General features: G+C 67.8%; 26 protein-coding genes. 17 read left to right on the top strand and 9 right to left on the bottom strand.

What is annotated here, in order from left to right:
- Nucleotides 1-75: 75 nt before the first annotated feature.
- From LVJ59_RS10480 to LVJ59_RS10470, 3 genes are read right to left on the bottom strand one after another with little or no spacing between them, the layout of a single operon-like run.
- Nucleotides 76-1,644 carry a S8/S53 family peptidase gene (locus LVJ59_RS10480; protein ID WP_232762965.1) on the bottom strand — a complete coding sequence of 523 codons (1,569 nt, stop codon included), beginning with the start codon at nt 1,642-1,644 and terminating at the stop codon, nt 76-78.
- Between the two features lie 56 nt (nt 1,645-1,700).
- Entirely contained in the window at nt 1,701-2,156 is a 456-nt protein-coding gene (locus LVJ59_RS10475) for a hypothetical protein (protein ID WP_232762964.1), read from the bottom strand.
- Complete coding sequence (locus LVJ59_RS10470) at nt 2,153-2,833, bottom strand: RNA polymerase sigma factor (RefSeq protein ID WP_232762963.1); 681 nt, start codon at nt 2,831-2,833, stop codon at nt 2,153-2,155. The genes LVJ59_RS10475 and LVJ59_RS10470 overlap by 4 nt, the downstream gene beginning before the upstream one ends.
- A gap of 66 nt (nt 2,834-2,899) precedes the next feature.
- Here LVJ59_RS10470 and LVJ59_RS10465 point away from each other — a divergent pair, with 66 nt between their 5' ends.
- Nucleotides 2,900-3,118, top strand: a complete 219-nt coding sequence (locus tag LVJ59_RS10465; RefSeq protein ID WP_131492870.1) for an SCO4848 family membrane protein — start codon at nt 2,900-2,902, stop codon at nt 3,116-3,118.
- A 45-nt stretch (nt 3,119-3,163) separates the two neighbouring features.
- Here LVJ59_RS10465 and LVJ59_RS10460 read toward each other — a convergent pair whose 3' ends face one another.
- Nucleotides 3,164-4,453, bottom strand: a complete 1,290-nt coding sequence (locus tag LVJ59_RS10460; protein WP_232762962.1) for an MFS transporter — start codon at nt 4,451-4,453, stop codon at nt 3,164-3,166.
- Between the two features lie 74 nt (nt 4,454-4,527).
- On the opposite strand from LVJ59_RS10460, the gene LVJ59_RS10455 reads away from it, so the two are divergent.
- Nucleotides 4,528-5,121 (top strand): helix-turn-helix domain-containing protein, encoded by a 594-nt coding sequence (locus LVJ59_RS10455; RefSeq protein ID WP_131492866.1) that lies wholly within the window; start codon nt 4,528-4,530, stop codon nt 5,119-5,121.
- Between the two features lie 5 nt (nt 5,122-5,126).
- Here the strand turns inward: LVJ59_RS10455 and LVJ59_RS10450 are convergent, their stop codons facing one another.
- The 4 genes from LVJ59_RS10450 to LVJ59_RS10435 all read right to left on the bottom strand — a co-directional run bounded on the left by LVJ59_RS10450 (nt 5,127) and on the right by LVJ59_RS10435 (nt 8,371).
- Nucleotides 5,127-6,236, bottom strand: a complete 1,110-nt coding sequence (locus tag LVJ59_RS10450; RefSeq protein WP_232762961.1) for an aromatic acid exporter family protein — start codon at nt 6,234-6,236, stop codon at nt 5,127-5,129.
- A 148-nt stretch (nt 6,237-6,384) separates the two neighbouring features.
- A complete protein-coding gene (locus LVJ59_RS10445) occupies nt 6,385-7,071 on the bottom strand; it encodes a hypothetical protein (protein ID WP_232762960.1) in 687 nt (228 codons plus the stop codon).
- Nucleotides 7,071-7,985 (bottom strand): ABC transporter ATP-binding protein, encoded by a 915-nt coding sequence (locus LVJ59_RS10440; RefSeq protein WP_232762959.1) that lies wholly within the window; start codon nt 7,983-7,985, stop codon nt 7,071-7,073. The genes LVJ59_RS10445 and LVJ59_RS10440 overlap by 1 nt, the downstream gene beginning before the upstream one ends.
- The gene (locus LVJ59_RS10435; protein ID WP_047523878.1) at nt 7,982-8,371 is read right to left on the bottom strand and encodes a GntR family transcriptional regulator; all 390 of its coding nucleotides are present in this window, start codon (nt 8,369-8,371) and stop codon (nt 7,982-7,984) included. The genes LVJ59_RS10440 and LVJ59_RS10435 overlap by 4 nt, the downstream gene beginning before the upstream one ends.
- A 104-nt stretch (nt 8,372-8,475) precedes the next feature.
- Between LVJ59_RS10435 and LVJ59_RS10430 the strand changes: the two genes are divergently transcribed.
- The 4 genes from LVJ59_RS10430 (at nt 8,476) to LVJ59_RS10415 (ending at nt 13,285) form a co-directional block, all read left to right on the top strand.
- On the top strand, nt 8,476-9,675 hold the full coding sequence (locus tag LVJ59_RS10430) for a class I SAM-dependent methyltransferase (RefSeq protein WP_232762958.1): 1,200 nt from the start codon (nt 8,476-8,478) through the stop codon (nt 9,673-9,675).
- Nucleotides 9,676-10,028: 353 nt separating this feature from the next.
- The gene (locus LVJ59_RS10425; protein WP_232762957.1) at nt 10,029-11,330 is read left to right on the top strand and encodes a glycine betaine/L-proline ABC transporter ATP-binding protein; all 1,302 of its coding nucleotides are present in this window, start codon (nt 10,029-10,031) and stop codon (nt 11,328-11,330) included.
- Nucleotides 11,330-12,328 carry a proline/glycine betaine ABC transporter permease gene (locus tag LVJ59_RS10420; RefSeq protein ID WP_232762956.1) on the top strand — a complete coding sequence of 333 codons (999 nt, stop codon included), beginning with the start codon at nt 11,330-11,332 and terminating at the stop codon, nt 12,326-12,328. Before LVJ59_RS10425 ends, LVJ59_RS10420 begins: the two co-directional genes overlap by 1 nt.
- Before the next feature lie 51 nt (nt 12,329-12,379).
- Nucleotides 12,380-13,285, top strand: a complete 906-nt coding sequence (locus tag LVJ59_RS10415; RefSeq protein WP_232762955.1) for a glycine betaine ABC transporter substrate-binding protein — start codon at nt 12,380-12,382, stop codon at nt 13,283-13,285.
- 113 nt (nt 13,286-13,398) lie between these two features.
- Here LVJ59_RS10415 and LVJ59_RS10410 read toward each other — a convergent pair whose 3' ends face one another.
- Nucleotides 13,399-14,286: a MurR/RpiR family transcriptional regulator gene (locus LVJ59_RS10410; RefSeq protein ID WP_153244674.1), complete on the bottom strand. Its 888-nt coding sequence runs from the start codon at nt 14,284-14,286 to the stop codon at nt 13,399-13,401.
- A 103-nt stretch (nt 14,287-14,389) separates the two neighbouring features.
- Between LVJ59_RS10410 and LVJ59_RS10405 the strand changes: the two genes are divergently transcribed.
- The 11 genes from LVJ59_RS10405 to LVJ59_RS10355 all read left to right on the top strand — a co-directional run bounded on the left by LVJ59_RS10405 (nt 14,390) and on the right by LVJ59_RS10355 (nt 25,423).
- Nucleotides 14,390-15,553 carry a C45 family peptidase gene (locus tag LVJ59_RS10405; RefSeq protein ID WP_232762954.1) on the top strand — a complete coding sequence of 388 codons (1,164 nt, stop codon included), beginning with the start codon at nt 14,390-14,392 and terminating at the stop codon, nt 15,551-15,553.
- 29 nt (nt 15,554-15,582) lie between these two features.
- On the top strand, nt 15,583-17,229 hold the full coding sequence (locus tag LVJ59_RS10400) for an ABC transporter substrate-binding protein (RefSeq protein WP_153243300.1): 1,647 nt from the start codon (nt 15,583-15,585) through the stop codon (nt 17,227-17,229).
- Nucleotides 17,230-17,231: 2 nt separating this feature from the next.
- Nucleotides 17,232-18,185 (top strand): ABC transporter permease, encoded by a 954-nt coding sequence (locus tag LVJ59_RS10395; RefSeq protein ID WP_232762953.1) that lies wholly within the window; start codon nt 17,232-17,234, stop codon nt 18,183-18,185.
- Entirely contained in the window at nt 18,182-19,030 is an 849-nt protein-coding gene (locus LVJ59_RS10390; protein ID WP_232762952.1) for an ABC transporter permease, read from the top strand. Before LVJ59_RS10395 ends, LVJ59_RS10390 begins: the two co-directional genes overlap by 4 nt.
- Nucleotides 19,031-19,033: 3 nt before the next feature.
- Complete coding sequence (locus LVJ59_RS10385) at nt 19,034-19,828, top strand: ABC transporter ATP-binding protein (RefSeq protein WP_232762951.1); 795 nt, start codon at nt 19,034-19,036, stop codon at nt 19,826-19,828.
- Nucleotides 19,825-20,679 (top strand): ABC transporter ATP-binding protein, encoded by an 855-nt coding sequence (locus tag LVJ59_RS10380; protein WP_232762950.1) that lies wholly within the window; start codon nt 19,825-19,827, stop codon nt 20,677-20,679. Before LVJ59_RS10385 ends, LVJ59_RS10380 begins: the two co-directional genes overlap by 4 nt.
- Before the next feature lie 46 nt (nt 20,680-20,725).
- Nucleotides 20,726-21,620, top strand: a protein-coding gene (locus LVJ59_RS10375) for an IS5 family transposase (RefSeq protein WP_156145918.1) whose coding sequence is annotated in 2 segments (ribosomal slippage) — nt 20,726-21,076 and nt 21,078-21,620 — 894 coding nt in all. Because the reading frame shifts where the segments join, the coding sequence is not laid out codon by codon here.
- Nucleotides 21,621-21,706: 86 nt separating this feature from the next.
- The gene (locus LVJ59_RS10370; RefSeq protein ID WP_232762949.1) at nt 21,707-22,459 is read left to right on the top strand and encodes a hypothetical protein; all 753 of its coding nucleotides are present in this window, start codon (nt 21,707-21,709) and stop codon (nt 22,457-22,459) included.
- On the top strand, nt 22,456-23,511 hold the full coding sequence (locus LVJ59_RS10365) for an efflux RND transporter periplasmic adaptor subunit (RefSeq protein WP_232762948.1): 1,056 nt from the start codon (nt 22,456-22,458) through the stop codon (nt 23,509-23,511). The genes LVJ59_RS10370 and LVJ59_RS10365 overlap by 4 nt, the downstream gene beginning before the upstream one ends.
- Nucleotides 23,508-24,218, top strand: coding sequence for an ABC transporter ATP-binding protein (locus tag LVJ59_RS10360; RefSeq protein ID WP_232762947.1), 711 nt, complete (start codon nt 23,508-23,510; stop codon nt 24,216-24,218). The genes LVJ59_RS10365 and LVJ59_RS10360 overlap by 4 nt, the downstream gene beginning before the upstream one ends.
- On the top strand, nt 24,215-25,423 hold the full coding sequence (locus LVJ59_RS10355; RefSeq protein ID WP_232762946.1) for an ABC transporter permease: 1,209 nt from the start codon (nt 24,215-24,217) through the stop codon (nt 25,421-25,423). The genes LVJ59_RS10360 and LVJ59_RS10355 overlap by 4 nt, the downstream gene beginning before the upstream one ends.
- The last annotated feature ends 127 nt before the right edge of the window (nt 25,424-25,550 follow it).

The raw sequence follows: 25,550 nt of genomic DNA, 5'->3' as shown, positions 1-25,550 counted from the left end.
CGAGGCGGTGCGAGGCGGTGCGAGGCGGCGCGGGCGGTGCGGGCGGCGCGGGCGGTGCGGGCGGCCCGGGGCACGTCAGTGCGGGTCGACGGGAGTTGGGAGGGACTTCAGGACGGCGGCGACCGCCTTCGCGGCGACGCCCGGCGTGACGCCCCCGATCGGTACGGTGCCCAGCTGTGCGGCGATGCGCCCCGCGACGTACGGTGCCGAGAACGAGGTCCCGCTCCACACCGCGAACCCGCCCCGGTAGTCGTCCGGGTCGATCGTCTCCCGGCGAAGGCCATCGACATCCGCGCGGGACACTGCCTGGGTGCCGCCGACGAACGCGGGTGAGGTGCTGACCACGGCGGCACCGGGCGCATAGGCCTGCACCCACGGCCCGATGTTCGAGAACAGCGCCACCGATTGTGCGGAAGGATTCAGCGCCCCGACTGACACGAGCGGTGCGTTCCGGTCCGAGGGGATGCCGTTGTCCGCGCCCGGCCAGGGCCAGAGCGACGCGGGGAAGGAGGGGCGGTCGATCGCGTCGTTGCCCGCCGAGCAGACGACCACGCAGCCGAGTTCCCGGGCTTTGGCGAGCAGCTGGAACAGGGTGAGGCTGAACAGGCCGTCGGTCGGTGTCTCGTGGTAGTAGCTGAGCGAGAGGTTGAGGACGTCGATCGGGAAGCCGGTCTTCGGGTCGGCGCGGTGGCGGCTGAGGAGCGTGACGACCTGCGCGATCGTCTCCAGCAGGGTGCTCTCGTCGATCACGCCGAGAGCACCGGCCACGCGGATCGACAGGATGTCGGCGTCCGGCGCGGTCTGTCGCACGAGTCCCGCGATGAAGGTGCCGTGCCCTGCCACCGCGTCGATCTCGCCGTCGAGCTGCCCGTAGAGGTCGGGGTAGCGTTCCGGGTCGGCATCGTCCGTGAGTCCCACCGGCACACCGTCGAGGTCGATCGTGCGGGTGACGATGTCGGCGGGAAGCCAGGCATGCTCTCCGCATCCGGTGTCGAGCACCGCGACCACGGGTCGACGCCCGCGTTTCGGGGAGGCACCGCGCACGGGCGCCGGGCCCAGCCAGGTCACCGGCTGTCGTGCCCCTCGTCCCGGCTCGAGGTAGTCGTCGCTGCCGCCGGCCGCTCCTGCGCCCCGGATCGGGTTGGTCCGTGTGAACGGATTCGTCCGAGTGAAGGGGTTGGTGCGGGTGAACGGATTGAGCCCGACCGGGTCGATCGACACCACGTGGTCGAGGCTGGTGCGCGGCATCGTCGAGCGGGACATGCGTCGGGCGCGCTGGAGCACCCGCCAGGCGTCGGGCGCCACGGGTGATTCGCCGCGGACCGGTTCGTCGGGAGTCCGCAGTCGTGCGCGCAGGAAGCCGGGAACGCCCGGAACCAGTTCGCCGTCGACCGCCGAGCGGCTGCCGTCCTCGATCTCGAGCTGCCAGCCGAAGGTGTCCGCCGCGTCACGCAGAGTGCGCACCTCGCGGTCGTAGGCCTCATCTTCGCCGAGCACGCGGGTGATCAGCAGTCGCTCTGGCAGGTAGGCCGTCGGATAGGCGCGGATCCCGTCCACCGGCTCCGTGCTCGGATCGAGTGCCGTGCCCCGGCGGATCGATCCCTCTGCGCGGTCCTGCCAGGTCCATCCCTTGGGCTGCTCCATCGTCATCCTCTCGGTGCGGGTCTCCCCGCGGCATCATCGACGGGCGGTGCCCGCGGTCACAGCTCGAACCGCGGGGTCGCGAGCGTACGCGTCTCGTCCCCGATCTGGGTCGTCAGCCGCACGCGCGTGAGCCCGGGCGGCACCTCGTCGAACACGAAGCGCCCCGTCTCCTCGGGCGCGGTCGATCGGGTCCGCTCACCCTGGGTCAGCACGATCTCCGCCGCTGCGGTGTCGACCCACCCGTCGACGCGGCGCCGACCGGACGCCGTCCGTGTGACGTGCAGCAGGATGCTCGTCGAGCCGTCGCTGAACTGCAGGGTCAGCGCATCGGCCTCGCCGCGCACCGCGCCGAGCTCCCCTTCGACCAGGGTGAGCAGCGCGTATTCGCGGTTCAGGCCGTCGGCGGCGACCGCCGCGACCATGCGGTCGATCAGTCCCGCCGGCATCGGATCGACCTCGCTCCACAGCGTGCGGAGTCGGGCGAACATCTGGGCGTCCTCGTGCTCGGTCATGCGAGTCCCCCTGTCTGCGCCGCCGGTGGCGCGTCCAGCAGGGCGCGCAGCTTGGCCAGGCACCGGTTCCGCGTGGGGCCGATGCTGCCGATGGGCATGGCGAGGTCGCCGGCGATCCGGGCGTAGTCGGGGCGGTCTTCGAAGGCGATCACGCGCAGCAGCTTCTGACAGCGCTCGTTGAGTCGGCGCACGGCCGACCAGAGCCGACGGTTCTCATCGCCGCGCGCCGCGTGCTCTTCGGCAGACGCCTGCTCGGGAAGGAGGGTGTCGAGGTCGTCGGTGTCGGTGGCGTCGACGCGTCCGTGCGCTTTCGCGACCTTCCAGGCTTCGCGCCGGGCGGTGGTGGTCAGCCAGGCGGAGACGGCGCGGGGGTCGCTGATCGATTCATGCCCGCGCACCAGCTGCAGCCAGGTCGTCTGCACGACGTCTTCCGCGAGCGTGCGTTCGAGCCCGTACGCCCGCACCACGTGCCACAGCACGGGTGTCATGAGATGTACGAGCTCGTCCATGGCGCGACTGCTGCCCTCGCGCCATGCATCGAACAGGTTCGCGGCGCGCTCCCATCGGGAGAGCCCGTCGTCCGAGGCAGGATCGAGCGCAGCGCCGGGTGCACCGTCGATCATGAAGCCCATTGTGATCACACCTACCAGGAGCACGGCAAGGGCTTTCTGATACATGTCCGAGTCCAAAAACCTCGCTTCGCCCCGGTCGGCGGCCGCGGCGGATCCGGATAGCGTTGAGGGGTGACCCTCCTCGCCGTTCTGCTCTTCCTCAACGCCGCCTTCAACGCCGTCGTCTGGCCGCAGTTCTACAAGCGGGTCGCCAAGGATCCGCGGGCGCGGGACGAGAACGGCAAGGCCACGCCGTTCCTCACGGTGCACGTCGTCCTCATCGCGATCGCCCTCGCGCTCGCCCTCGCCTCGGTGATCGCCGGCATCGCGGCTCTCGCCGGCGCGCTCTAGACGCTCCGGCGTCCGGCGCTCCGATTCGCGAAGGAGTCAGGCGGATTAGAACTGCTCGGCGTGCGTCGCCCAGCCCGATTCGACTGGCAGGGCCCGCAGTGCGCGGTTGCCGACCGCGAGGATCACGGACACCAGGCACAGCGCGGCGCAGATCAGCAGCGTCCCCTCGCGTCCGATCCAGGCGAGCCCGAATCCCGCGACCAGAGGCGCGAGCGGCATGGCGCCCATCGCGAGCACGCCGGCGGCGCTGTTGGCGCGACCGAGGAGCGCGCTCGGGGTCGCGACCATGAAGTAGCCCAGCATCGCGGCGTTGAGGGAGGGGAGCAGCAGGACGGATGCGCCCAGCACGAGCGCGATGGCCCACGGCTCGGCGACTGTCGACAGCGCGACCGCACCTCCCGCGACCACGGCGAGTCCCGCGATCGTGAGCGCTCCGGCCCGGATGCGGGGCACGAGCATCGGTGCGCAGGCGGCGCCGACGAGCATCACCGCGCCGATCGACGCGGAGAGCGTGCCGATCACGAACTCCGGGTAGCCCTCCTGCTGGAGTGCGTAGATGACGGTCGTGATCGCGGCGTTGAAGCCGAGGTTGATGATCGTGGTGATCAACAGCACCCCGCGGAGGTCGGGGCGGGAGAACAGCCACCGGAACCCCTCGCGCAGCTCGGCCCACGCGTTCGGCTTCCTCGCGGCGGGGGCGGCGGAGTCGTCTTGCGCGGCACCCTCGTCGACCACCCCGGCGCGGCGGGCCTGGCGTCCGAGCACCCAGGCGGTCAGAGCGGCGATCGCGTGGCACAGGGTCATCGCCACGCCGACGAGCCATCCGCCGACGCCCAGGAGCAGACCGCCGAGGGGGCCGCCCGCGAGCTGGAGGGCCGCATCCCGTCCCTGGTTCGCGGCCTGGGCGCGTCCCATCGCCTCGTCGGGCACGATCTCCTTGATCGCGCTCTCGCCGGCGACGTCGAACAGACCGCTGCGTGCGGCCAGCAGGACGTCGATCACGAGGAGCGAGCCGAAGGTCAGGGCGTCTCCGAGGGCGAGGAGGGTGAAGCCGCCCGCGAGCACGATGCCGATCACGGAGCCGAGGAGCATCAGGGCGATGCGCCGGTGTCGATCGGCGAGCACGCCGCCGGCGAGCGTCATCAGCAGACGCGCGATCATGCCCGCGCCACCGATGATGCCTGCCTGGGCGGGGTCGTTCGTGACGATCAGGGCCAGCAGCGGGATCGCGAAGCCGAAGAGTGCGGCGGCGAGGCCCTTGCTCGTGTCGCTCACGAGCCAGGTGAGATACCGGGTGTTCCGCCATAGGCGGTGCGGCGCGGTCCGGGTGGTCATGCGTCGAGACTAGATGCGCAAGAACAATTGCGCAAGTATCATTGCGCAATTTACGGCGCGGGTAGGATCGGCACATGACGGAGGACGGCGCGAAGAAGGGCACGAGCGAAGATCCGGTCTGGATGACGACGGCCATGCTCAAGGCCTACTCGCATCCGCTTCGGCGCCAGATGATCCGCCTCTTCTCGCGGCGCGACTTCCTCCGTGCCGCCGACATCGCCGCCGAACTCGGAGTGCCCGCCAACAGCGCCAGCTTCCACCTGCGCGCGCTCTTCGAGGCAGGTCTGATCGAGGAGGCGCCTGACAAGGCCCGCGATCGGCGGGATCGGGTGTGGACGGGGCGCAACGGCGCGCTCAATGTCGGCGGCCCGGAGAGCCCGGTCGCCGACGACGAGCTTCGGCTCGCGGTCGTCGCCGCCCTGGTCGAAGACCACCAGGATCTGGTGCGACGCGTCATGGCGTGGACGCCCGAGTACGTCGCCGGACGCACCACCGAAGTGCACGCCTCCTTCACGCAGCGCACCATCCGCTTGACCCAGGCCGAGTTCGAGGAAGCCATGGCGAGCTTCGGCAAGGTGCTGGACGCGGCGGGCGAGGCGCACGACAGCAGTGATCCGGACGGCCGCTACTGGCAGCTGGATCTGATCGCCGCCGACGACTCCATCTGACGCGGCTACGCCGGCTCCGTGCGGGGAGTGCCGCTCAGGATCAGGATGCGACGCAGGTGCATCGTGGTGAGCACCCCCGGCCCCATCGTGCGACGCACATCGACCGTGCGTTCGTCGATGACTTCCAGGAGGATACGGATCGCCCGTGCCGCGTCCTCACGTGCGCGGTGATCCTCACTCGATGACGCATCGCCCCGCGCGATCACGTCCGCCACCGCATGGCAGGCGGCGGAGAGAGGCTCGGGCAGTGCGGCGTCGAGGGTGATGCCCGCGGGTCGGTCCCAGATGGTGTCGGCGATCCCGTCGGCGATGTCGCGGATCAAGTGGGCGATGCGATCGAGCGCGGCGAGCTCCGCATAGCTGGCCTGGACGCGGGTGCGATGCCCGCGCGCGCGGGGGTTGCCCCGCCTGCTCTCCTCGGCCTCCGCCAGCGCTGCCCGGAGCTCGGCCGAGGTGTCGGCGAGCGACTCCGCGTCCTCCGCCCACTGCTCGTTCTCGGGAGGCCACGACGTGGAGACCGCCGAGCCGATGTCGTGCAGGTGCGTCGCCAACTGCTCCCGGAACGCCGCCAGCTGCCCCGCCGCGGCCACGGTGAGAGGCGCCGGGGCGATCGCCACGTTCACGACCAGCCCGATCACCACTCCGACCGCGGTCTGCGTCAGGTACCCGAGCGAGTAGTCGTCGGCGTTCTGCCCGCCGATGATCAGCACGAAGAGCGCCGCCATCGGCACGTACTCGCGTCCGACCCCGAACCAGCCCGTGCCCGAGAGCAGCACCCCGACGGCGACGACGAGGGGGATCGTCCACCAGTTGGGTCCGACGGTCAGCACGACCACGGTGGCGAGTCCGATCCCGGTGGCGAGGCCCAGGAGCGTCTGCAGGCTCGACCTCGCGGATCCCATCAGGGTGGGGTACATGCTCACGAGCGCGCCGAGGGGTGCGTAGTACGGATACTCCTGCGTGACTCCGGGCATGTGCGGAGCGATCAGCCACGCGAGTGCCACTGCGAGGGCGGTCTTGGCCACCAGCAGCAGCCGCGCCGGACGGACCGCTTCGTGCAGGGCGCGGGCGATTCCGACGCGTCGCGCGGGGAGTCGGGGTCGGCTCAGGGTCACGGCATCTTCTCCTCGGACGGCGGACACCGCGACAGTATGCGGTCGACGTCGTGCCCGCGACAGGCTTGCGTCGACGGGCACGTGCCGGTAGCGCGCGAAGACGCCGACCGCCCGAGGAGGGCGATCGGCGTCGACGGCGGGTGGCTCGCTAGGGGATCGCCCTCCGGAAGGCGAGGAACGAGACGCCCATCAAAACCACGGTGGCCACGAGGCCCCAGAGCGCGAGGCCGACGGCTCCGAGGTCGCCGATCCTTGCCCCGACCTGACCCCACAGCTCGAGCCGGGTCACGAGGTAGACCAGGCCGACGAGTACGAGCGCCAGCGTGATCCACACGATCGTCAGTACCATCAGGCCCCAGCTCTTGTAGATCGTGGCTCCCGTGAACCCGACCACGAAGAAGAACAGTGCGAGGGCGAAGTAGACGACGAACGCTCCGAGCGGGCCTGCCTCCCACAGCCACGGGAGATAGAACACCCAACCGTTCACACCGTAGCCGTTCGTGGCGACCTCGATGCCCCCGCCGATCAGGAAAAGGACGCCCATGAAGGTGCTGGCGAGGACCGCCGTCAGCATCGTGCCGAAGAAGAACTCACGACGCGTGATGCTCATCGCCTGGGAGAACGGGAAGGTGAGCGTCATGGCCGAGAGGCCGATGGCGAAGAAGTACCAGAGGGGTGCCTGACCGCCGCCGCCGTACTTGGGGGAATCGCCCGGGATCATCGCATAGATCAGCACCGAGATCAGGGTTGCTCCGGCGAGGATGATCAGTGGGACCCAGATGAAGGTCTGTCGATTGATCATCTGCAGGCGGATGACGTTGAGCGTGCGTCGCATCAGCGCACCTCCTCTTTCGTGGTGGCCGATCTCGGGGAGCCGGCCTCGGCCTTCTGGGTGAGACGCACGATCAGCTGCTGCAGTGAGACCGGGGCGAGGTCGAGTCCGGAGGCCGTGATCTCCGCGCGCTCCTCGGCCGACACTGTGCCGAGGACGGTGACGGAGGCCACGCGGCCCAGCGCCTCGCGGTGCAGAACTTCGCGGTCGCCGACCCAGGCGTCGACCTTCGCGGCATCGCCCACGACGGTCACGGCGCGGTCGCGCACGGCATCCGTGTCTTCGTGGAGGAGGATCTGACCGTTGTCGATCACGATCACCTTCTCGATCAGGTTGGACACCTCATCGATCAAGTGGGACGAGAGGATGACGGTGCGCGGGTGCTCGGCGTAGTCCTCGACCAGACGGTCGTAGAAGATCTGCCGGGCGACGGCGTCGAGGCCGAGGTAGGGCTCGTCGAAGAAGGTGATCTCGGCGCGCGAGGCGAGTCCGATGATGACCCCGACGGCCGAGAGCTGACCGCGGGAGAGCTTCTTGATCGTCTGCTTCATCGGGAGTTGGAACTCGTCGATGAGCTCATCGGCGAGCGCCTGGTCCCAGTTCGGGAAGAACAGGCTCGCGGCTTTGAAAGCGTGCTTCGGATAGGCGTCGTCCGGGTACTTCTGGCTCTCGCGCACGAAGCAGATGCGGCTGAGCACGTGCGCGTTCTCGTAGGGGTGCTCGCCGAACACCTTGACGGTACCGGAGGACTCGAAGTTCTGCGCCGTGAGGATCGACATGAGGGTCGTCTTGCCGGCGCCGTTCCGGCCCAGCAGACCGTAGATCGCGCCTCCCTCGATCGCGAGCGACACATTGTCGAGTGCTCGCTTCTCCTTGTAGCGCTTGCTGAGGTTCTGCACCTCGATGACGGTGGTCATGCGGGGGTCTTCCCTTCTGCGTCGGTGGTGTGTGCGGCGCGCTGCCGGAGCAGGTCCGCGAGGTCTTCGGCGCCGAGCCCGAGCGTGCGGGCTTCGGCGAGGAGCGGGTCGATGTAGCGGTCGGCGAAGGCGGCGCGGCGCTCGCCGAGGAGCAGGTCCCTGGCGCCTTCGGCGACGAACATGCCGATGCCTCGGCGCTTGTAGAGCACTCCCTTGTCGGTGAGCATGGCGACTCCCTTGGCTGCGGTGGCGGGGTTGATCCGGTAGAACGCGGCCAGCTCGTTCGTGGAAGGGGCCTGCGCCTCTTCGGCGAGCGAGCCGTCGACGATCGAGTCCTCGATCTGCTCGGCGATCTGGAGGAAGAGCGGCTTGCCTTCTTCGATCACGAGTCCTCCGCGTGGTTAGTGGGTTACTTACTAGACTAAGCAACCATAGAACCTCGACTGATGTCAACCCCTTCGCCGACCTCGTCCGCGCGTACAGTGGGCTGGTGCCGGAGTTCCCTTACAGCCGCCTGCGCCGCTGGCCCGATGTCGAGGCGGACAACCTCCAGGCGCACGATGCCACGGATGAGCTGCTCGTCGACCGGGCGCGCGCCTTCGGTGCTCCGGGGTCCGAGACCGTGGTCATCGGTGACGGCTTCGGTGCGATCACCCTGGCGCTCACGGACGCCGGACTCGACGGTGTCCGGGTCCACCAGGACCTCGCGACGGGGCGCCGCGCACTGCAGCGGAACGCCGACGAGCTTGGGATCACGGGGTTCGTCTCGCACGAGCTCGAGCCCGCGCTGCTCGACGGTGCTCGTCTCGTGGTGCTGCAGCTCCCGAAATCACTGGCGGAGCTCGAGGAGATCGCGGATGCCGTCGCACGCTGGGGCGCGCCCGACGTGGTCCTCGTGGCCGGCGGCCGGGTGAAGCACATGACGCTCACCCAGAACGAGGTGCTGGGGCGGAGTTTCGCGCACGTGCAGGCGCAGCGCGCCGAGCGGAAGTCCCGGTTGATCGACGCGTCGGGACCCCTTGCCGTCCCCGCGGATCCGCCGTTCCCCGTGACGGCCCAGCACGATGGGCTGACCCTGGTCGCCCACGGTGGCGCGTTCGCGGGCGCTCGTCTCGACATCGGCACGCGGGTGCTGTGCGAAGTGCTCGGTCTGGGTGGTTCACAACTCCTCAAAGATGGCGGGAATCAGACCCGAAACGGCCCGATCGGGGTGGGCGGCGAGGATTCTTCCGGAGTTGTGAACGCGACGGAGGGGCCACGCGTGCTCGATCTCGGTTGCGGTACCGGCGCGCTCGGCGTCTCGTTCGCCCTCGCACATCCGGAGGCGCGGGTGACCGCGACCGACCGCTCGGCCGCAGCCGTGGCATCTGCGCGAGCGACGGCGTCCGCGAACGGGGTGGCCGACCGCGTCACGGTCATGCATGACGACGCAGGGTCCGAGCTGCCGGACGGCTCGTTCGACATCGTCCTGCTGAACCCGCCCTTCCACCTCGGCACGAGCATCCACACGGGCGCCGCCACCCGCCTCTTCGACGCCGCGGCCCGCGTGCTCCGACCGGGTGGCGAGCTCTTCACGGTCTACAACTCCTCCCTCGGATACCGCGCCGAACTGACGCGTCTGATCGGCGCCACCGAACAGCTCCGACGCACCCCGAAGTTCACCGTGACCCGCAGCGTCCAGGGCCGCTGAGCGCGCGTTTCGACCCTCGACGAATGCCCGTTATGCGATCGTTGGATACCTGTGCAATCCCCCGGTCAGCGGAAGAAAAAGAACGTGGTCACACTGCCGGGATTTGCCCCTGATCGGCCATTTCGTTACGTTGGAACGTGGGCCTGACGGCCCGAAGACCAGTCCGCGATCACGTCCTTCTTTCGATGAGCTGTGCTGCGAAGAGGCGTGGGCGTACGGTCGATGCTCTATCGCGGTGGATCCGAAATCCACCGTCTGTGCCGCCACAGCAGACATGTCGAACGGCCTCGAGAGCATCACCCGGACGTAACCGAAGCAGGCTCAGCCACCCGAAGGCGAGCCGCAGGGGAAACGTGTCCGAAATCGCTCTCGAAGCGCGCAATCTATACAAGGTTTTCGGTAAGAATCCGAACACCGCCGTCCGTCGCCTGAAGGCTGGTGAGAGCCGAGCCGCCGTGACCGACGCCGGCACCGCAGCAGTCATCGACGCCAGCTTCACCGTCAACCGCGGGGAGATCTTCGTCATCATGGGCCTGTCCGGATCGGGCAAGTCCACCATCATCCGCATGCTCAACGGCCTGCATGATGTGACCGACGGCTCCGTCACGGTGAACGGCGACCCGATCACCGGAATCCCGGCCTCGAAGCTTCGCGAGATCCGTCGCGACCGCATCTCGATGGTCTTCCAGCACTTCGCCCTGCTGCCGCACCGCACGGTCGCGGCGAACGTCGCCTACCCTCTCGAGCTCAAGGGCACGCCCAAGGCCGAGCGCTTGGCCAAGGCGGAGGAGATCCTCGCCCTGGTCGGTCTCGAGGGCCAGGGCGACAAGCTTCCCTCCGAGCTGTCCGGTGGAATGCAGCAGCGCGTCGGCATCGCCCGCGCGCTCTCCGCCGACAGCGACATCCTGCTGATGGATGAGGCGTTCAGCGCGCTCGACCCGCTGATCCGCCGCGAGATGCAGGAGCAGCTGCTCGAACTGCAGCAGAAACTCCAGAAGACGATCGTGTTCATCACCCACGACCTGAACGAGGCCATGTTCCTCGGGGACCGGATCGCCGTGATGCGCGACGGTCGCATCGTGCAGATCGGTACGCCCGAGGACATCCTCATGGACCCGGCGAACGACTACGTCGAGCAGTTCGTGCAGGACGTGGACCGTGCCCGCGTTCTCACTGCGGCCAACGTGATGGAGCGTCCGCGCCCCGTCGTGCCGCACACCGCAGGCCCTCGCACGGCCCTGCGTCAGATGCGCGATGCGTACATGTCGGCGACCTACGTGGTGGGCCGCGACCGGCAGCTCGTCGGCGTCGTGACCGACCGTGACGCGGTCAAGCTCGTCCGCCAGGGCGCGACCACCCTCGACTCGATCGTCAAGCCCGTGCCGCAGAGCGTGCACGAGGATGACGTGCTGATGAACCTGTTCGTGCCCGCCGTCGAATCCCCGTTGCCGCTCGCGGTGACGGATGCCGAAGGTCGACTCGTCGGCGTGATCCCCCGCGTGACGCTGCTCGCAGCCCTCGGCCCCGGACCCGGCGCGACCGAGGAGATCACCCTCCCGATGATCCCCATGCCGCAGGCCGAGATCGATGCGGTGCTCGATGACGGGTGGACCGCTGAACCGGCGGATGCCCCGACGACGGAGGAGGTGCGCTGATGGACGGATTCCGCATTCCCATCGGGACCTGGATCGAATCCGGTGTCGACTGGATCAAGGACAACCTCGACGGACTGCTCGACGCGATCTCGTTCGTGATGAGGTTCCTCGTCGACGGGTTGACGACCATCCTCCTCACGCCGAGCTTCCCGGTCATCATCGCGATCGCCGCGCTCATCGCGTGGATCGTGCGGTCCTGGCAGCTCGCGCTCGGCACGATCGTGTCGTTCGGACTGATCGTCGGGATGGACCTCTGGGTTCCCGCGATGCAGACCCTCGCGCTCGTGCTCGTCGCGGCCGTGATCGCCGTGCTGATCGCCGTGCCGCTCGGCATCTGGTCGGCACGAAACGCCACCGTGCGTGCGGTGCTCAAGCCCGTGCTCGACTTTATGCAGACCATGCCGGCGTTCGTGTACCTGATCCCCGCGATCGTGTTCTTCGGCATCGGCGTGGTGCCCGGCCTCGTGGCCACCGTGATCTTCGCGCTGCCTCCGGGCGTGCGTCTGACCGAGCTCGGCATCCGCGGGGTCGACTCCGAGACCGTCGAGGCCGGACAGGCGTTCGGTGCGAAGCCGGGGCAGATCCTGCGCGGCATCCAGCTCCCGCTCGCGATGCCGACCATCATGGCCGGCGTCAACCAGGTCATCATGCTCGCCCTGTCGATGGCGGTCATCGCCGGAATGGCGGGCGCGGACGGACTCGGGAAGATGGTTGTCGAGGCGATCTCGACGATCAACATCCCGAAGGGCGTCGAGGCCGGTCTCGGCGTCGTGCTGATCGCGGTCTTCCTCGACCGCGTCACGGCGGCGCTGGGGGCACCCGGCGAGAACCGCTCCTCGCTGCTCAGCATGATCGAGCGGCTCCGCAAGCCGAACGGCGGTGGGAGCGGAACAGCATCCGCCCCGGAGAAGGACGTCGACCAGCAGGATGCGGCGAACGAGGCGGAGCGCGCCAAGGCGTCGCCGCGTCGGGCACCCATCGGCGGCGGCGTGCACTGAGCTTCACCCCTACGGAACAACACCCATACGGAACTGAGAGAGAGAAATCACATGAAGAAGAAGATCCTTGCAATCACCGCAGTCGGCATCGCCGCTTCGCTCACCCTCGCGGGTTGCAGCGGCGACGGTGCAGGCGGCACGGGCGGCGACAGCAACGCCGACGACAAGGGCACCATCACGCTGGGCTTCCTGCCCTCGTGGACCGACGGTCTGAGCACCGCATACCTGCTGCAGGACCAGCTCGAGAAGATCGGCTACACGGTCGAGATGAAGACGCTGACCGAAGCCGGACCGCTCTACACCGGACTCGCCCAGGGCGACGTCGACATGTACCCCTCGGCCTGGCCCGAGCTGACGCACGCCTCTTACATGGAGGAGTACGGCGACGACATCGAGGACATCGGCACGTACTACGACAACGCCAAGCTCACGATCGCGGTGCCGGAGTACTCCGAGCTGAACTCGATCGAGGACCTCAAGGGCAAGGGTGCCGAGTTCGACGGCAAGATCATCGGCATCGAGCCGGGTGCGGGCCTCACCGCCCAGACTGAGAAGATGATCCCCGAGTACGGCCTCGACGGCGAGTACCAGCTCGTCACCTCGTCGACCGCCGCGATGCTCACCGAGCTGAAGACCGCGACCGACAAGCAGGAAGACCTCGTCGTCACGCTGTGGCGTCCCTTCTGGGCCAACGACGCCTTCGGCATGAAGGACCTCGAAGACCCGATGGGTGCCATGGGCGAGGCCGAGGGCCTGCACTTCCTCGGTACCAAGGGCTTCGCCGAGGAGTTCCCCGAGGCTGCGGAGCTGATCGGGAAGATCAAGCTCGACGACGCCCAGTACGGCGCGCTCGAAGACCTCGTGGTCAACGAGTACGGCGAGGGCAAGGAAGCCGACGCCGTCGACGCGTGGCTGAAGGAGTACGGCGACGAGTTCGACTGGACCGTCACCAGCTGACCTGATCCGGGTCGCACACCCCCGTCAAGGGTTCGCTCCCGTCGCACTCTCTGTCGTTCCGGTCCGCCGGGCGGCGGGAGTGCGACGGGAGCTTCTGCGTTCGGGGGCGGGAGTCAGTAGCCCAAGCGGGCCCGAACATCGTTGAGCAGCTGCGAGGAGCGCAATGCCGCGTCTGGCGCGACGGCAGAGATGCCCTGCACCAGCACGTCCGAGATCAGAATGGCCGAAAGGCTCTCAGACGTCAGTCCCGTCGGGGTGTGCGGTGCGGTCAGGATCGTATCGACGCGTGACGAGAGCCGGTCATGGAGTTCGTCGGTCACGAGGATGACGCCGGCGCCCATCAACTGCGCGTGATCCAGGAGCACGTCGATGTCACGGGTCACCCGCCCTGGCGCGAAGATGACGAGGATGTCCTTCGCCCCGAGGTTCATGACCTCATCGGCGAGGCGGAAGCCGTCCGTGCTGAGCCGCCGCGTGGTGAGCCCCGTACGCCGCAGGCGCAGTGCGAGATTCTCGGCGGCGATGCCGGAGGCGCCGAGGCCGTAGCAGTAGATGCTCTCGGCGCGCATGAGCAGCGTGATCGCCGCGGAGTACGCGTCGTCGTCGTTCGATGTGCGGGCGAGTTCGATGAGTGATGCGGCCTCGTCCCAGGTTTCCTGCTGGATGCGGGCGAGATCCTGCCCGATGTGCTCGATGCGCGTCTTGAGCCGTACCTCGGGGGAGACGCTGCTGGAGAAGGGGGCCGCGACCTCCTGTTTCAAGTGCGAGAGGCCCGAGTACCCGAGCTTCTGCAGGGTGCGGACGACCGAGGCGTTCGAGGTGCCGCTCTGGGTGCCGAGCTCGGCGGCGCTCGCGTAGAGGATGTGCTCGGCGGAGGTCGATGACAGAACGCGGCAGACGGCTCGTTCGGACTTCGAGAGGTCGTTCCATGTCCGGGCGATGCGCGCTCGGAGACCGGAGAGCGCGGGATTATCTGTATCACTTGTTACAAACGGTTCCATTGCTGTATCATTCTGTTCGAGAGGCGCATCATCCGTAACGGATGTTTCAATCATCCCGGGTGCATCGACTTTCCGCAACAGACTCAGCAGACAGGGAGGTCCCATGCCGGCTACGACGCCGATCCGCATGATCGAGATCAGTGGAGCGCCGCGCGAACGTGGGCGCCTCTACGGGGACGCCGCGGCTGACCTCATCGCAGGGTCGCTGGAGTACTACAGGGAAGCGTTGACCCAGCAGACGGGGATGAGCTGGGCTGAGATCACGGCGTCCGTCTCGCAGTGGCTTCCGATCAGCGAGCAGATCGCCCCGCATCTGATCGAGGAGATGCGCGGGATCGCCGAGGGAGCGGGCGTCTCCTTCGCCGAGATCCTTGCATTGAACGTGCGTGGGGAGTTCGTCTACGACCACCAGAGTCCCGCGAAAGGTGTGACCGCGGCGGCACGGGCCGACGACGATGAACGTGATGCGGTCGACGGGTGCACATCCTTCTTCCTGACCGGGGAGGGCAGCGGCACGGGGCACACCCTCGTCGGACAGAACTGGGATTGGCGCACGCGTACAGCGGGTACGACCCTCATCGTCCGCGTCGTGCAGGATCCGCTTCCCACGGTGATCATGCAGGTCGAGGCCGGGCAGGTGGGCCGCCACGGAGCCAACTCCGCGGGGATCTCGCTCAATGCCAATGGTCTCGGTGGAAGTTTCGGCAAGGTGGTCGGAGTGCCGCAGACCTTGATCCGTCGACTCGTCCTCGACCAGGGCGATATCGCGAGCGCACTCAGGACGCTCGTCAAGACGCGGCCCCATATCGCGAGCAACGCCCTGCTCGCCGACCGCAGCGGATTCGGCATCGATCTCGAGACCACGCCGAGCGGTGTGGATTGGATCTATCCCGAACGCGGTGTGATCGCCCACACCAACCACTTCCAAGCATCCGTGCCCCCGCAGCTCGCCGGGTCCTACCTTCCGGTATCCGCGGATTCGCTGCTACGTCTGCCGCGTGTCGAGGCGGGACTCGCCAGGGTGGCGATGGCGGAGTCACCCGAGGAGAGCTACGCATTCGTCCGCGAGGCGATGTCGGATCACATCGGTTTCCCCGAAGGGGTCTGTACACATCCGCACCCTGACAGTCCTCCGGTGAAGCAGTGGTCGACGCTCCTCTCGAGCTGCGTCGATCTGACGACCGGCGAGTACCGCGTCGCGAACGGGTTCCCGTGCGAGACCGAGTACGAGGTGCTGCCTTGGAATCTCTACGACCCCACCCACTGACAGACTGAAACACGAGGAGATAGCGTTCAATGAAGAAGCAGCATCACCCCATCACGTTGATGATCGGCGCGATCACAGCGTCGGCGTTCGTCCTGGCCGGTTGCAGCTCGAGCTCGGACGACGACGGTGGCGGCGACACCGCCTTCGACGTCCCGTTCGGCGCGACGACACCTGCCGCTGCCGGCTCACTCGATACCGTGACCTGGATGCTCGGAGGAGAGCCGACGACGCTCGACGCCGACATCGACGCCACCACCGCCGACGACACGGTCCTCGCGAATGTCTGCGATCGGCTCATGCAGGTGCAACCTGACCTCACCCTCGGGCAGGGGCTGGCATCAGACGCGCAGTGGACCGATGACACCCATCTCGTCTTCACCATCAGGCAGGACGCGCTGTTCCATGACGGAAGCCCCGTGAGCACCGCCGACGTCTTGTGGAGCATGCAGCGACATTCCGCTGAGGGTGCTGCCGAATCCGACGAGTACCGGAACGTGGTCGCGATCGAACAGACCGGCGATGACCAGATCACCGTCACGACGTCGCAGCCGGACGCCATCCTCCTCCAGGCGATGGCGGGCGACGGTGGCATCGTCTGGAACCCGCGTGTGATCGAAGCCGAAGGGGAGGACTTCGGCAGCCCCGGTTCCGCTTCCGCCTGCAGTGGACCGTACGAGGTGACCTCGTGGGATGCGGGGTCGCAGCTCACCATCACCAAGTTCGCCGACTACTGGAACTCAGACGTCGACGCTCTCACGAACGAGATCGTCTTCCGCTGGGCCGATGAGACTGCGATCGCAAACTCGGTCACGACGGGCGAAGCCCAGGGGTCCTTCCTGGAGAACGCAGGTGCCGCGAGGAGCTTCATCGAGAGCGCAGACGTCTCCGTCTATCAAGGGCCCTCGACGAACGCCTGGGTGCTCGAGACGACAGATCGTGGCGCGCTGACGGATGAGCGCGTCCGTCAGGCGCTCTCGCTCGCTCTCGATCGCACCGGGGTGGCCGCTGCCGCATTCGGCGGTCTCGCCCAGCCGTGGAAGACGCCGGTCGGATCGGGGGCCTGGGGATACCAGGTCGATACCTTCGAGCAGGCGTACGACGCACTCGAAGGAGCGCCCGCGAAGCCGAGCGATGCCGACCTCGCCGCCGCCGAAGACCTGATCTCCGAGGCAGGCGTCCCGTCCGCCCCGATCGTCGTCGCGTCCAACGGGTCGTCGACGCACAACGTCATCGCGAACGCGCTCGTGTCCGCCGCGCAGTCCATCGGGCTGGAGGCGGAGATCACGGTGATCCCCCAGGTGCAGTACGGCGACTTCTACTCCGACCCCGAATTGCGGGGTCAGGCGGACTTGTGGCCCGATGAGTACTACATCTCGAAGAACGACCCGCTCGGCTTCTACAAGAACGGCGCATCCGATGCGAGCGTGAACTTCGGCGTCTTCGCCGACCCGGAATACGATGCGCTGGTCGATGAAGGCTACGCGGCGACGGACGACGTCGAGCGCGCCGCGATCACGATCGAGTTGCAGAAGCGCTGGGTGGAGCATGCCGTGTGGATCCCGGTCGTGGCGACGCCGTCGACGCTCATCATGTCGAACGACGTCACCGGCGTACCGGCCTCTGCGGCCTTCATCTACTACCCGTGGGCCGTCGACCTCGGCAGCACGAAGGGGTAGTCGTGGTGGCGCTCGCGTTCCGCAAGCTCGCCGGCATGGTCTTCACGCTGGTGATCGCCTCCTTCATCATCTTCGCTGCGATGTACGCCGCGCCGGGTGATCCGGTCACGTTCCTCATCGGCAACCCTGAGAACCTGACCCCGGAGCGGATCGCGAGCGTCCGGGCCCAGTACCACCTCGACGAGCCGATGCTCGTTCAGTACGGGCACTGGGCCTCGGGAGTCCTCACCGGCGACTTCGGCCAGTCTTTCCAGTACCACCAGCCGGTGAGTGCTCTCCTCGCCGCGAGGGTGCCCATCACCCTGTCGCTCGTCGCGTACGCAGCCATCCTGCTCACAGTGATCGGCATCGGTCTCGGTGTCATGGCCGCCGTGCGCCGGGGGAAGGCGGTCGATACCGCTATCACCGGAGCGACGACCCTCGCCGCGAGCATCCCCTCCTTCGTGTTGGGCATTGCCTTCGTCGCGCTCTTCGCCGTGCAGCTGCGGTGGTTCCCGGTCGCCGGCGCAGGCACGGCGGGATTCGATCGCGTGTACGCGCTCACTCTTCCTGCACTTACCCTCGCCGTCACCGCGCTCGCGATCGTGAGTCGTGTCACGCGCCAATCGATGATCGAGCAGTTCTCTTCCGAGCACGTCGAGGCTGCCCGCGCTTCGGGGCTGCGCGAGCGGTATGTCGTGCGTGATCACGTCTTGCGCGCAGCCTGGGGGCCGATCATCACCATGATCGCGCTCGTCATCGCGAGCATGATCGCCGGAACGGTCGCAGTCGAGACGGTGTTCGGGATATCCGGCGTCGGCTCGCTCCTCGTCGATGCGATCAACACGCATGACTTCCCGGTGGTGCAAGCGGTGCTCCTCTTCATGGTCGTCGCCTACATGATCGTCACGACGATCGTCGACCTGCTCCTGCCCGTGCTCGACCCCCGAATCGGACGAAGGGCGGTGTCCGCATGACCTCGATCCTGCTCCCGCGGGTTCGCAGACGCCGGCGGTCCGGATCCGACCTCGGGTTCTGGATCTCCTGCGGCTTCCTCGCCCTCATCGCCGTCGCAGCCGCCTTCGCCCCCCTCCTCGCCCCCTACGAGGCCGACAGTGTCGACTTCGCGGCGATCTGGGAAGGTCCGAGCGCACAGCACCTGCTCGGCACGGACCAACTCGGACGCGACCTCTTCTCCCGGTTGCTCATCGGTGCAGGAGAGACGCTGGTGGGCCCGGTGGTGCTGCTCGTGCTCGCCACGATCCTCGGTGTGGCGATCGGCGTGCTGGCGGCGTGGCGAGGGGGGTGGATCGATACCGTCCTGGCCCGCGTGACCGACGTGATGTTCGCGTTCCCCGGCCTGCTCTTCGTCGTGCTCGTCATCGCCGTGTTCGGCAAGGGTCCCGCAACAGCGATCGTTGCACTCGCGCTCGCCTATGCACCGGTGATCGCGAAGTACACGCGCAGCCTTGCGTTGAGCGAGATGACGCGTCCCTACATCGACGCCTACCGGGTTCAGGGGCTCGGCGGCTTGACGATCTGCCTGCGCGGAGTCATCCCGAACCTGCTTCCTCCGCTCGTCGGATACCTGGTCGTGCTCTTCGGGGAAGCTCTCATGAGCCTTGCGACGTTGAGTTTCCTCGGGTTCGGCGCGCAGCCTCCGAGTTCCGAATGGGGCCTGATGGTGCAGGAGGGGCAACCCGGCATCATCCAGGGAGAGTTCCTCCCGACGCTGGTGCCCGGTGCTGCCATCGCCCTCGTCGTCATCGCGGTGAACGTCGCCGGGGTGCGTGTGGCCGACCGACTTCTTGCGAAGGGATGAGTGATGCTCCTCGAAATTCAGGACCTTGATCTCGCCTTCGGGCACGGTGAAGACGCGGTGAAGATCCTCACCGGCATCACCCTGAGTGTGGACCGCGGCGAACTCGTCGGGCTCGTGGGTGAGTCGGGCTCGGGCAAGTCGACGACGGTGCGCGCGGCCCTCGCCCTCTATGGCGAGGAAGCGACGATCGCGGGGAGTATCCGGATCGATGGAACACAGATGGTGGCCGCCGACGAAAGGACCCGACGACGGGTGCGCTCCGCATCCGTCTCGCTTGTGCAGCAGGACCCGCGTTCCGCACTCAACCCCGTGCGGCGCATCGGGGATTCGCTCTCCGAACGACTCGTCCGTGTCCACGGGTGGCAGCGAAGCCGTGCGGAGGCGCACATCATCCAGCTCCTGGCCGCGGTGGGGCTGACTCACCCGGAGCGGCGCATGCGGCAGTTTCCGCACGAGCTCTCGGGCGGCATGCTTCAGCGCGTCGTCATCGCATCGGCGCTGAGCACCGATCCTGCGCTCCTTCTCGCCGACGAGGCGACGAGCGCGCTCGACGTGACGACGCAAGCCGAGATCGTCGCCATCTTCCAGCGGCAGATCCGTGAACGTGGTCTCGGGATGCTCTTCATCACCCACGACCTGGCACTCGCGGGCGCGATCTGCGATCGGATCCATGTCCTTCGGCAGGGTGAGATCGTGGAGACGCTGACGAAACCCGGGCTCTTCGCGGATGCGGTCCACCCGTACACACTCTCGCTGATCGAAGCTGCCCCCGTGCTCGACACGAAGGAGGCGTCATGAGTCTGGTGGAAGTCTCCGATCTGTACCGGGCGTTTCGGATGGGTCCGGGAACAGAGCGCGTCGTCGCTGTCAACAACGTGAGTTTCGCCATCGACGCAGGTGAGGCGCTCGGTCTCGTCGGTGAATCGGGCTCGGGCAAGTCGACGATCGCCCGGATTCTCGTCGGTCTGGAGCGCGCCGACGCGGGGTCAGCGGTGATCGACGGTGTCGATCGCCTCCGCAGGCCGCGCGGCAGGGCTGAGCGCCTGGCGAGAGCTCGCGCAGTGCAGATGGTGTTCCAGGACCCGAACGGGTCGTTGGATCGCCGACTGACCGTGCGGCAGACCCTGCGGCGGACTCTGAGGCTGCGAGAGGAGGCAGCGGGTCCGCATGCCGACCGTACGATCGCGGAGCTGCTGGATCGAGTGCGACTCACCGAACGGCATGCCGACGCGAAGCCCCACGAGCTTTCGGGCGGTCAGCGACAGCGCGTTGCGATCGCGCGGGCACTCGCGGTCTCTCCTCGTCTCGTCGTCCTCGACGAGGCCGTATCCGCACTCGATGTCTCCGTGCAGGCTCAAGTACTCGAACTCCTCGCCGAGATCCAGCGCGAGTCGAGGGTGAGCTACCTGTTCGTCAGTCACGATCTCGCCGTCGTCCGCGAACTCTGCTCCCGGGTTCTCGTGCTCTTCCGTGGCACGGTCGTCGAACAGGGGGACACCGAGCGGGTTCTGACCCGTCCCGAGCACCCCTATTCGCAGCTCCTCATCGCTTCGACGCCCGGCCCGGGGTGGGATCCGGAGCGGGTCGTTCGCGACCGGATGACGTTCACGCAGCGCATGGAGGTCGTGGGCGGGGGCGAATCGGGCTAGGGCGTGTCTGACAAAGGTTCGGGTGGCTGGCTGCGAGCCTGAAAGCATGTCTCGTTTTCGGATGCTTTCGGATGCTCAGTGGTCGCTGATCGAGCCGATGCTGCCACGTCCGACGGGGCGTCCGGGTCGGAAGTTCTCGGATGCGCGGACGATGGTCGAGGGCATCGTCTACCGGTACCGGACTGGCCTCGCATGGCGGGATCTGCCGCCGGTGTTCGGGCCGTGGCAGACGGTGTGGACGTGGCATCGGCGGATGGCGTTCGACGGGACGTGGGATCGGGTAGCGGCGATGATCACGGCAGCAGCAGACGCGGCGGGCCTGATTGATTGGTCGCTGTCGGTGGACTCCACGATTGCTCGTGCGCATCAGCACGCAACGAGCATCACCCGCCTCACAGGGGGCAGGATCGAGTTACAAGAATCTGCAGGTCGAGCCGCCTGATCACGGCATCGGCCGCTCCAGGGGTGGCCTGTCGACGAAGATCCATCAGCTCGTCGATGGCAATGGGCTGCCTCTGGTCACTCTGGTCACGCCAGGGCAGGCCGGGGACTCTCCGATGTTCCTGCCGCTGATGGGACATCTGCGGGTCGGGCGCGAAACGGGCCGGCCCCGCACCCGTCCGGACGCGGTGCGGGGCGAAAAAGCGTACTCATCCCGCGCGATCCGTTCTCACCTTCGAGGCCGAGGCATCAAAGCCGTGATTCCCGAGCCCGACGATCAGAAAGGACACCGCAAACGTCGCGGCTCACGCGGCGGCAGACCCGTCGGTCTCGACGCCGCCGACTACCGGAACCGGAACGTCATCGAGCGCGGCTACTGCCGCATCAAGCAATGGCGAGGCCTCGCCACCCGCTACGACAAACTCGCCGTTATCTACCGCGCCGCCGTCGTCCTCAACACCGTCATCGCATGGACCAAACCTTTGTCAGACACGCCCTAGGTGCCGTCATACCGATAGCAAACCATCGCCTCCGTAGAACTGACTGCACGTCGTGGATGAGCTGCGACCGCGAGAAAGGAAATGTCATGTTCGATTCGAAAGCACACCGTTCCATGGTGGTGATGCCCGCTGTCATCGCGCTCTTCGCGCTCTCTGCATGCAGCGCCCCGTCCGGGGATGACAAGACGAAGGAGGGCGCCAACGATGCGGCCGCTGCCCGGTTCGTGACCTGCCTCACCGATGAGGGCCAGACGGCGAAGATCGTCGACGGCGGCCAGGTCGGCCTGCTTATGCCGGACGCTGCCGGCGACGGCGGGATGGGAACGCTGAGCGACAGCACCGCCACGATGGGCGGCGAGGAGATGGCGATCACCACGATCGTCTCAGATGAGGACGGCATGTGGCTCGCCGCGACAGCCGCCTCGGGATACCCGGAGGGGGGGCAGCGGGCCGCGTGGGAGAAGTGCGAGGAGGAGGTTCCCGAGTTCGCACAGCCTGAGCCCGACATGTCGGGGGCCGATGGCGCGCAGACGCAGATGATCTCGCCCGAGGATCTCATCGAGTCCGGGCTCGCGTTCGCCGCGTGCGCCAGGGACAACGGCTTCGCTGCCTTCGCGGATCCCGACGCCGACGGCATGCTCGAAATGCCGGTCGGGATCACGGAAGACGAGGCGCGCACCCTCCTCGAGGCGTGCGCGGAGAAGACCGGCGAGATGCCGCCGATGTTCACGCCCGAGAGCATCGAATCCGTCGACTTCGACTGGTTCGCCCTGATGAACGAGTACTTCGAAGGCGGCTTCATGGCGGCGACCACGCTGCCGTCCGGAGGCGAGGAATGAGCCGGCGGCTGACGAAGGTGCTCGTGCCCGTGGGGGCGTTGCTCGTGGCTGCCGCGGTGACCCTGGCGGTGCTGCAGCCGTGGAGCTCCGTGGCCGAGACGCCGAAGGACGACGACAAGCCGGTGACGACCAAGGCCGAGCTCACCACGCTGACTTCCGACCTCAGACTCAACGGCAGCCTGAGCTACGGCTCCTCCACCGCTCTGCCCGGTCGCGGGGGCACCATCACGCGGCTCCCGGCGGCGGGCGACGTGATCGAAGCGGGTCAGTCGATCTACGAGGTCGACGGCAAGCCGGTGATCGCGATGCGCGGTGACCGTCCGTTCTGGCGCGATCTCGGCGTCGGCGTCGAGAACGGACCCGACGTGCGACAGCTCGAGCAGGCGCTCGCCGATCTCGGCTTCGGCAAGGACATGACCGTGGACGACGAGTTCACGCGGGTCACCGAAGCCAACGTCAAGGCGTGGCAGAAGTCGCTCGGCGTGACCAAGGACGGCGTCGTGAAGCTGGGTGATGTCGTCGCGATCACCGCCGCCTCGGTGCGCGTCGACTCCGTGACGGGAAAGCTCGGTGATCCTGCAGCGACCAGCCCGCTCACGTATACGAGCACGACCCTGCGCGTGGTGGCCACGCTCACCGAAGCCCAGGCGCGCGAGATCCTGCCGGCGACGCCGGTGACCGTGATCCTTCCGGACGGCACCGAGGTCCCCGCGACGGTGGCCGCCGTCGATCCTGGCGGCCAACCGACCGGCAAAGAGGGCGAGACCACCCCGGCCACCGCGAACATCGAATTCGAGGATCCCGCCGTCGCGGAGGGCATCGGTCTGCGCGCCGTCAAGGTCGTGTTCGCGACCTCCGAGGTGAAGGACGCACTCGTCGTTCCCGTCACCGCGCTCGTGGCGACGACCGACGGCGGCTACGCGGTCGACGTGCTGCGCAAGGGCGGCAAGGTCGAACGTGTCTCGGTGGAGGTCGGACTGATCGCCGACACCCGGGTGCAGGTGGTCGGCGGGGATCTCGCCGCCGGTGATGCCGTGGTGGTGGCGCAATGACGCCCGATACCGTCGTCGAACTCGTCGAGGTGATCAAGGAGTATCCCGGCAACCCCCCGCTGCGCGTGCTGCACGGCATGAGCCTCGCGATCGAGAGCGGCGAGCTGGTGGCCGTCGTCGGCGCATCCGGATCGGGGAAGAGCACGATGCTCTCGATCATGGGAACGCTCGACGACCCCACCAGTGGCACCGTGCTGATCGACGGGACGGATGTCGCGTGGCTCGCCGAGCACGAGCGTGCAGCTCTGCGCGCTCGCCGCATCGGTTTCGTGTTTCAGCAGTTCTTCCTGCTGCCCGCGCTGAGCGCGGTCGACAACGTCGCGCTCGGGCTCCTGTACTCGGGGGTGCCCTCGGCGGAGCGCACGGTGCGGGCCGCGGCTGCGCTCGAGCGGGTCGGCCTCGGTGCGCGCATGAGGCACCGACCCGGTCAGCTGTCCGGAGGAGAACAGCAGCGCGTGGCGATCGCCCGCGCGATCGTCGGGGAGCCGTCGGTGCTGTTCGCCGACGAGCCGACCGGCGCGCTCGACTCGAGCACGGGCGAGCACATCCTCGAACTGCTCACATCGATCGCAGACTCCGGCACAGCGGTCGTGATCATCACGCACGACCCGCACATCGCCGAGCGCACGCAACGACAGGTCAGAATCAACGACGGGCGGATCATGAGCGATACCGGTAGGCGGGAACAGGACGAGGTCGCGGCATGAGGCGCACGGGAGAGCGGATGCCCCGGCTCAGCGTCGCGGACAGCATCCGCACGGCTCTCATCGGTCCTCGCAGTCGCAAGATGCGCACGGCGTTGTCGGCGCTCGGGGTCGCTGTCGGTATCGCGGCGCTCACCGCCATCACCGGTATCGCCGCCTCGAACCAGGCGGAGCTGTTGGCCAAGCTCGACGCGCTCGGCGCCAACATGATCGTGGTGCAGCCGGGGTACGGGCCCGACAACAAGCCGGTGGCGCTTCCCGAGACCGCGGCCGGGATGATCGAGCGGGTGAGCGGCGTCGAGCAGGTCGGGGTTCTCGAGAAGGTGCCGGACGGCATCGGTGTGTACCGCAACGACCTCATCCCGAAGAGCCATGGCAACGGATTGGCCGCGTATGCCGCGGGTCCCGACTTCCTGTCGTCGGTGGAGGGATCGGTGGCGAAGGGGTCGTGGTTCGACGAGACCGACCGCTCGCTGCCGGTGACCGTGCTCGGATCGGCGGCAGCCGCACGCATGGGCATCACGGAGCCGGGCGTGCGGGTGTGGATCGGGGAGCAGTGGTACACGGTGATCGGGATACTCGATTCGGCCGGCCTCGCCGAGTCGATCGATGCGAGCGCATTCCTCGGCGACCATTGGGCGGCGGAGCATGTGTCGGCGGAGGGTGACGACACCATCGCGTCGATCTATGTGCGCATGGCCGACGGCGGTACGGGCGAGAAGGTCCGCGAGGCGATCGGTCGCGCCGCGAACCCGTCCTCCCCGTATGTGCAGGTGACCGGACTCGGCGAGCTCGCCGGGGCGCGGGACACCGCGGATGATTCGCTGTCCGGCCTCGCGGTCGGTCTCGCGGCGATCGCTCTGCTGGTCGGAGGGATCGGCATCGCGAACACCATGGTGGTGGCGGTGCTGGAGCGGCGCGGCGAGATCGGACTCCGGCGGGCGCTCGGCGCTCGTTCGGGGCAGATCGCGGGTCAGTTCGTGGCGGAGGCGATCGTGCTCGGCGGCCTGGGGGGCATCGCCGGGGCGGTGTGCGGGGCGCTCGGGGTCTTCGCCTACGCCACGATCCAGGGCCAGGCGGTGACGATCCCCGTGGTCGTGCTGGTCGGTGGTCCGGTCGTGGCGCTGGTAGTCGGCGTGATCGCGGGGCTGTACCCCGCGATCAGTGCCGCGCGACTGTCGCCCACCACGGCGCTGCGCACGGTCTGAGCACGCCGAGGTCTGCTCCGGCCGACGCCCACACGCAGATGAAGGAGATCTCTTGATCTGAAGGACTCAGGGGTTCTGAGGGGCCTTCGAATCAAGAGATCTCCTTCATCTGGTGCGGGGCCAGATC

The sequence above is a fragment of the Microbacterium sp. KKR3/1 genome (genome assembly GCF_021272365.1).
Taxonomy (GTDB): domain Bacteria; phylum Actinomycetota; class Actinomycetes; order Actinomycetales; family Microbacteriaceae; genus Microbacterium; species Microbacterium aurugineum.
This window is presented reverse-complemented; position numbering and strand designations above follow the sequence as displayed.

Excerpts from the sequence above, each read along its gene's own strand:
- LVJ59_RS10470 (WP_232762963.1), bottom strand. The coding sequence starts at position 2,833 with ATGTATCAGAAAGCCCTTGCCGTGCTCCTGGTAGGTGTGATCACAATG.
- LVJ59_RS10445 (WP_232762960.1), bottom strand. The coding sequence starts at position 7,071 with ATGCGACGCACGCTCAACGTCATCCGCCTGCAGATGATCAATCGACAG.
- LVJ59_RS10385 (WP_232762951.1), top strand. The coding sequence starts at position 19,034 with ATGCTCCTCGAAATTCAGGACCTTGATCTCGCCTTCGGGCACGGTGAA.
- LVJ59_RS10440 (WP_232762959.1), bottom strand. The coding sequence starts at position 7,985 with ATGACCACCGTCATCGAGGTGCAGAACCTCAGCAAGCGCTACAAGGAG.
- LVJ59_RS10370 (WP_232762949.1), top strand. The coding sequence starts at position 21,707 with ATGTTCGATTCGAAAGCACACCGTTCCATGGTGGTGATGCCCGCTGTC.
- LVJ59_RS10365 (WP_232762948.1), top strand. The coding sequence starts at position 22,456 with ATGAGCCGGCGGCTGACGAAGGTGCTCGTGCCCGTGGGGGCGTTGCTC.
- LVJ59_RS10410 (WP_153244674.1), bottom strand. The coding sequence starts at position 14,286 with ATGGAACCGTTTGTAACAAGTGATACAGATAATCCCGCGCTCTCCGGT.
- LVJ59_RS10400 (WP_153243300.1), top strand. The coding sequence starts at position 15,583 with ATGAAGAAGCAGCATCACCCCATCACGTTGATGATCGGCGCGATCACA.
- LVJ59_RS10455 (WP_131492866.1), top strand. The coding sequence starts at position 4,528 with ATGACGGAGGACGGCGCGAAGAAGGGCACGAGCGAAGATCCGGTCTGG.
- LVJ59_RS10355 (WP_232762946.1), top strand. The coding sequence starts at position 24,215 with ATGAGGCGCACGGGAGAGCGGATGCCCCGGCTCAGCGTCGCGGACAGC.
- LVJ59_RS10480 (WP_232762965.1), bottom strand. The coding sequence starts at position 1,644 with ATGGAGCAGCCCAAGGGATGGACCTGGCAGGACCGCGCAGAGGGATCG.
- LVJ59_RS10360 (WP_232762947.1), top strand. The coding sequence starts at position 23,508 with ATGACGCCCGATACCGTCGTCGAACTCGTCGAGGTGATCAAGGAGTAT.
- LVJ59_RS10460 (WP_232762962.1), bottom strand. The coding sequence starts at position 4,453 with ATGACCACCCGGACCGCGCCGCACCGCCTATGGCGGAACACCCGGTAT.
- LVJ59_RS10475 (WP_232762964.1), bottom strand. The coding sequence starts at position 2,156 with ATGACCGAGCACGAGGACGCCCAGATGTTCGCCCGACTCCGCACGCTG.
- LVJ59_RS10390 (WP_232762952.1), top strand. The coding sequence starts at position 18,182 with ATGACCTCGATCCTGCTCCCGCGGGTTCGCAGACGCCGGCGGTCCGGA.
- LVJ59_RS10405 (WP_232762954.1), top strand. The coding sequence starts at position 14,390 with ATGCCGGCTACGACGCCGATCCGCATGATCGAGATCAGTGGAGCGCCG.
- LVJ59_RS10415 (WP_232762955.1), top strand. The coding sequence starts at position 12,380 with ATGAAGAAGAAGATCCTTGCAATCACCGCAGTCGGCATCGCCGCTTCG.
- LVJ59_RS10380 (WP_232762950.1), top strand. The coding sequence starts at position 19,825 with ATGAGTCTGGTGGAAGTCTCCGATCTGTACCGGGCGTTTCGGATGGGT.
- LVJ59_RS10420 (WP_232762956.1), top strand. The coding sequence starts at position 11,330 with ATGGACGGATTCCGCATTCCCATCGGGACCTGGATCGAATCCGGTGTC.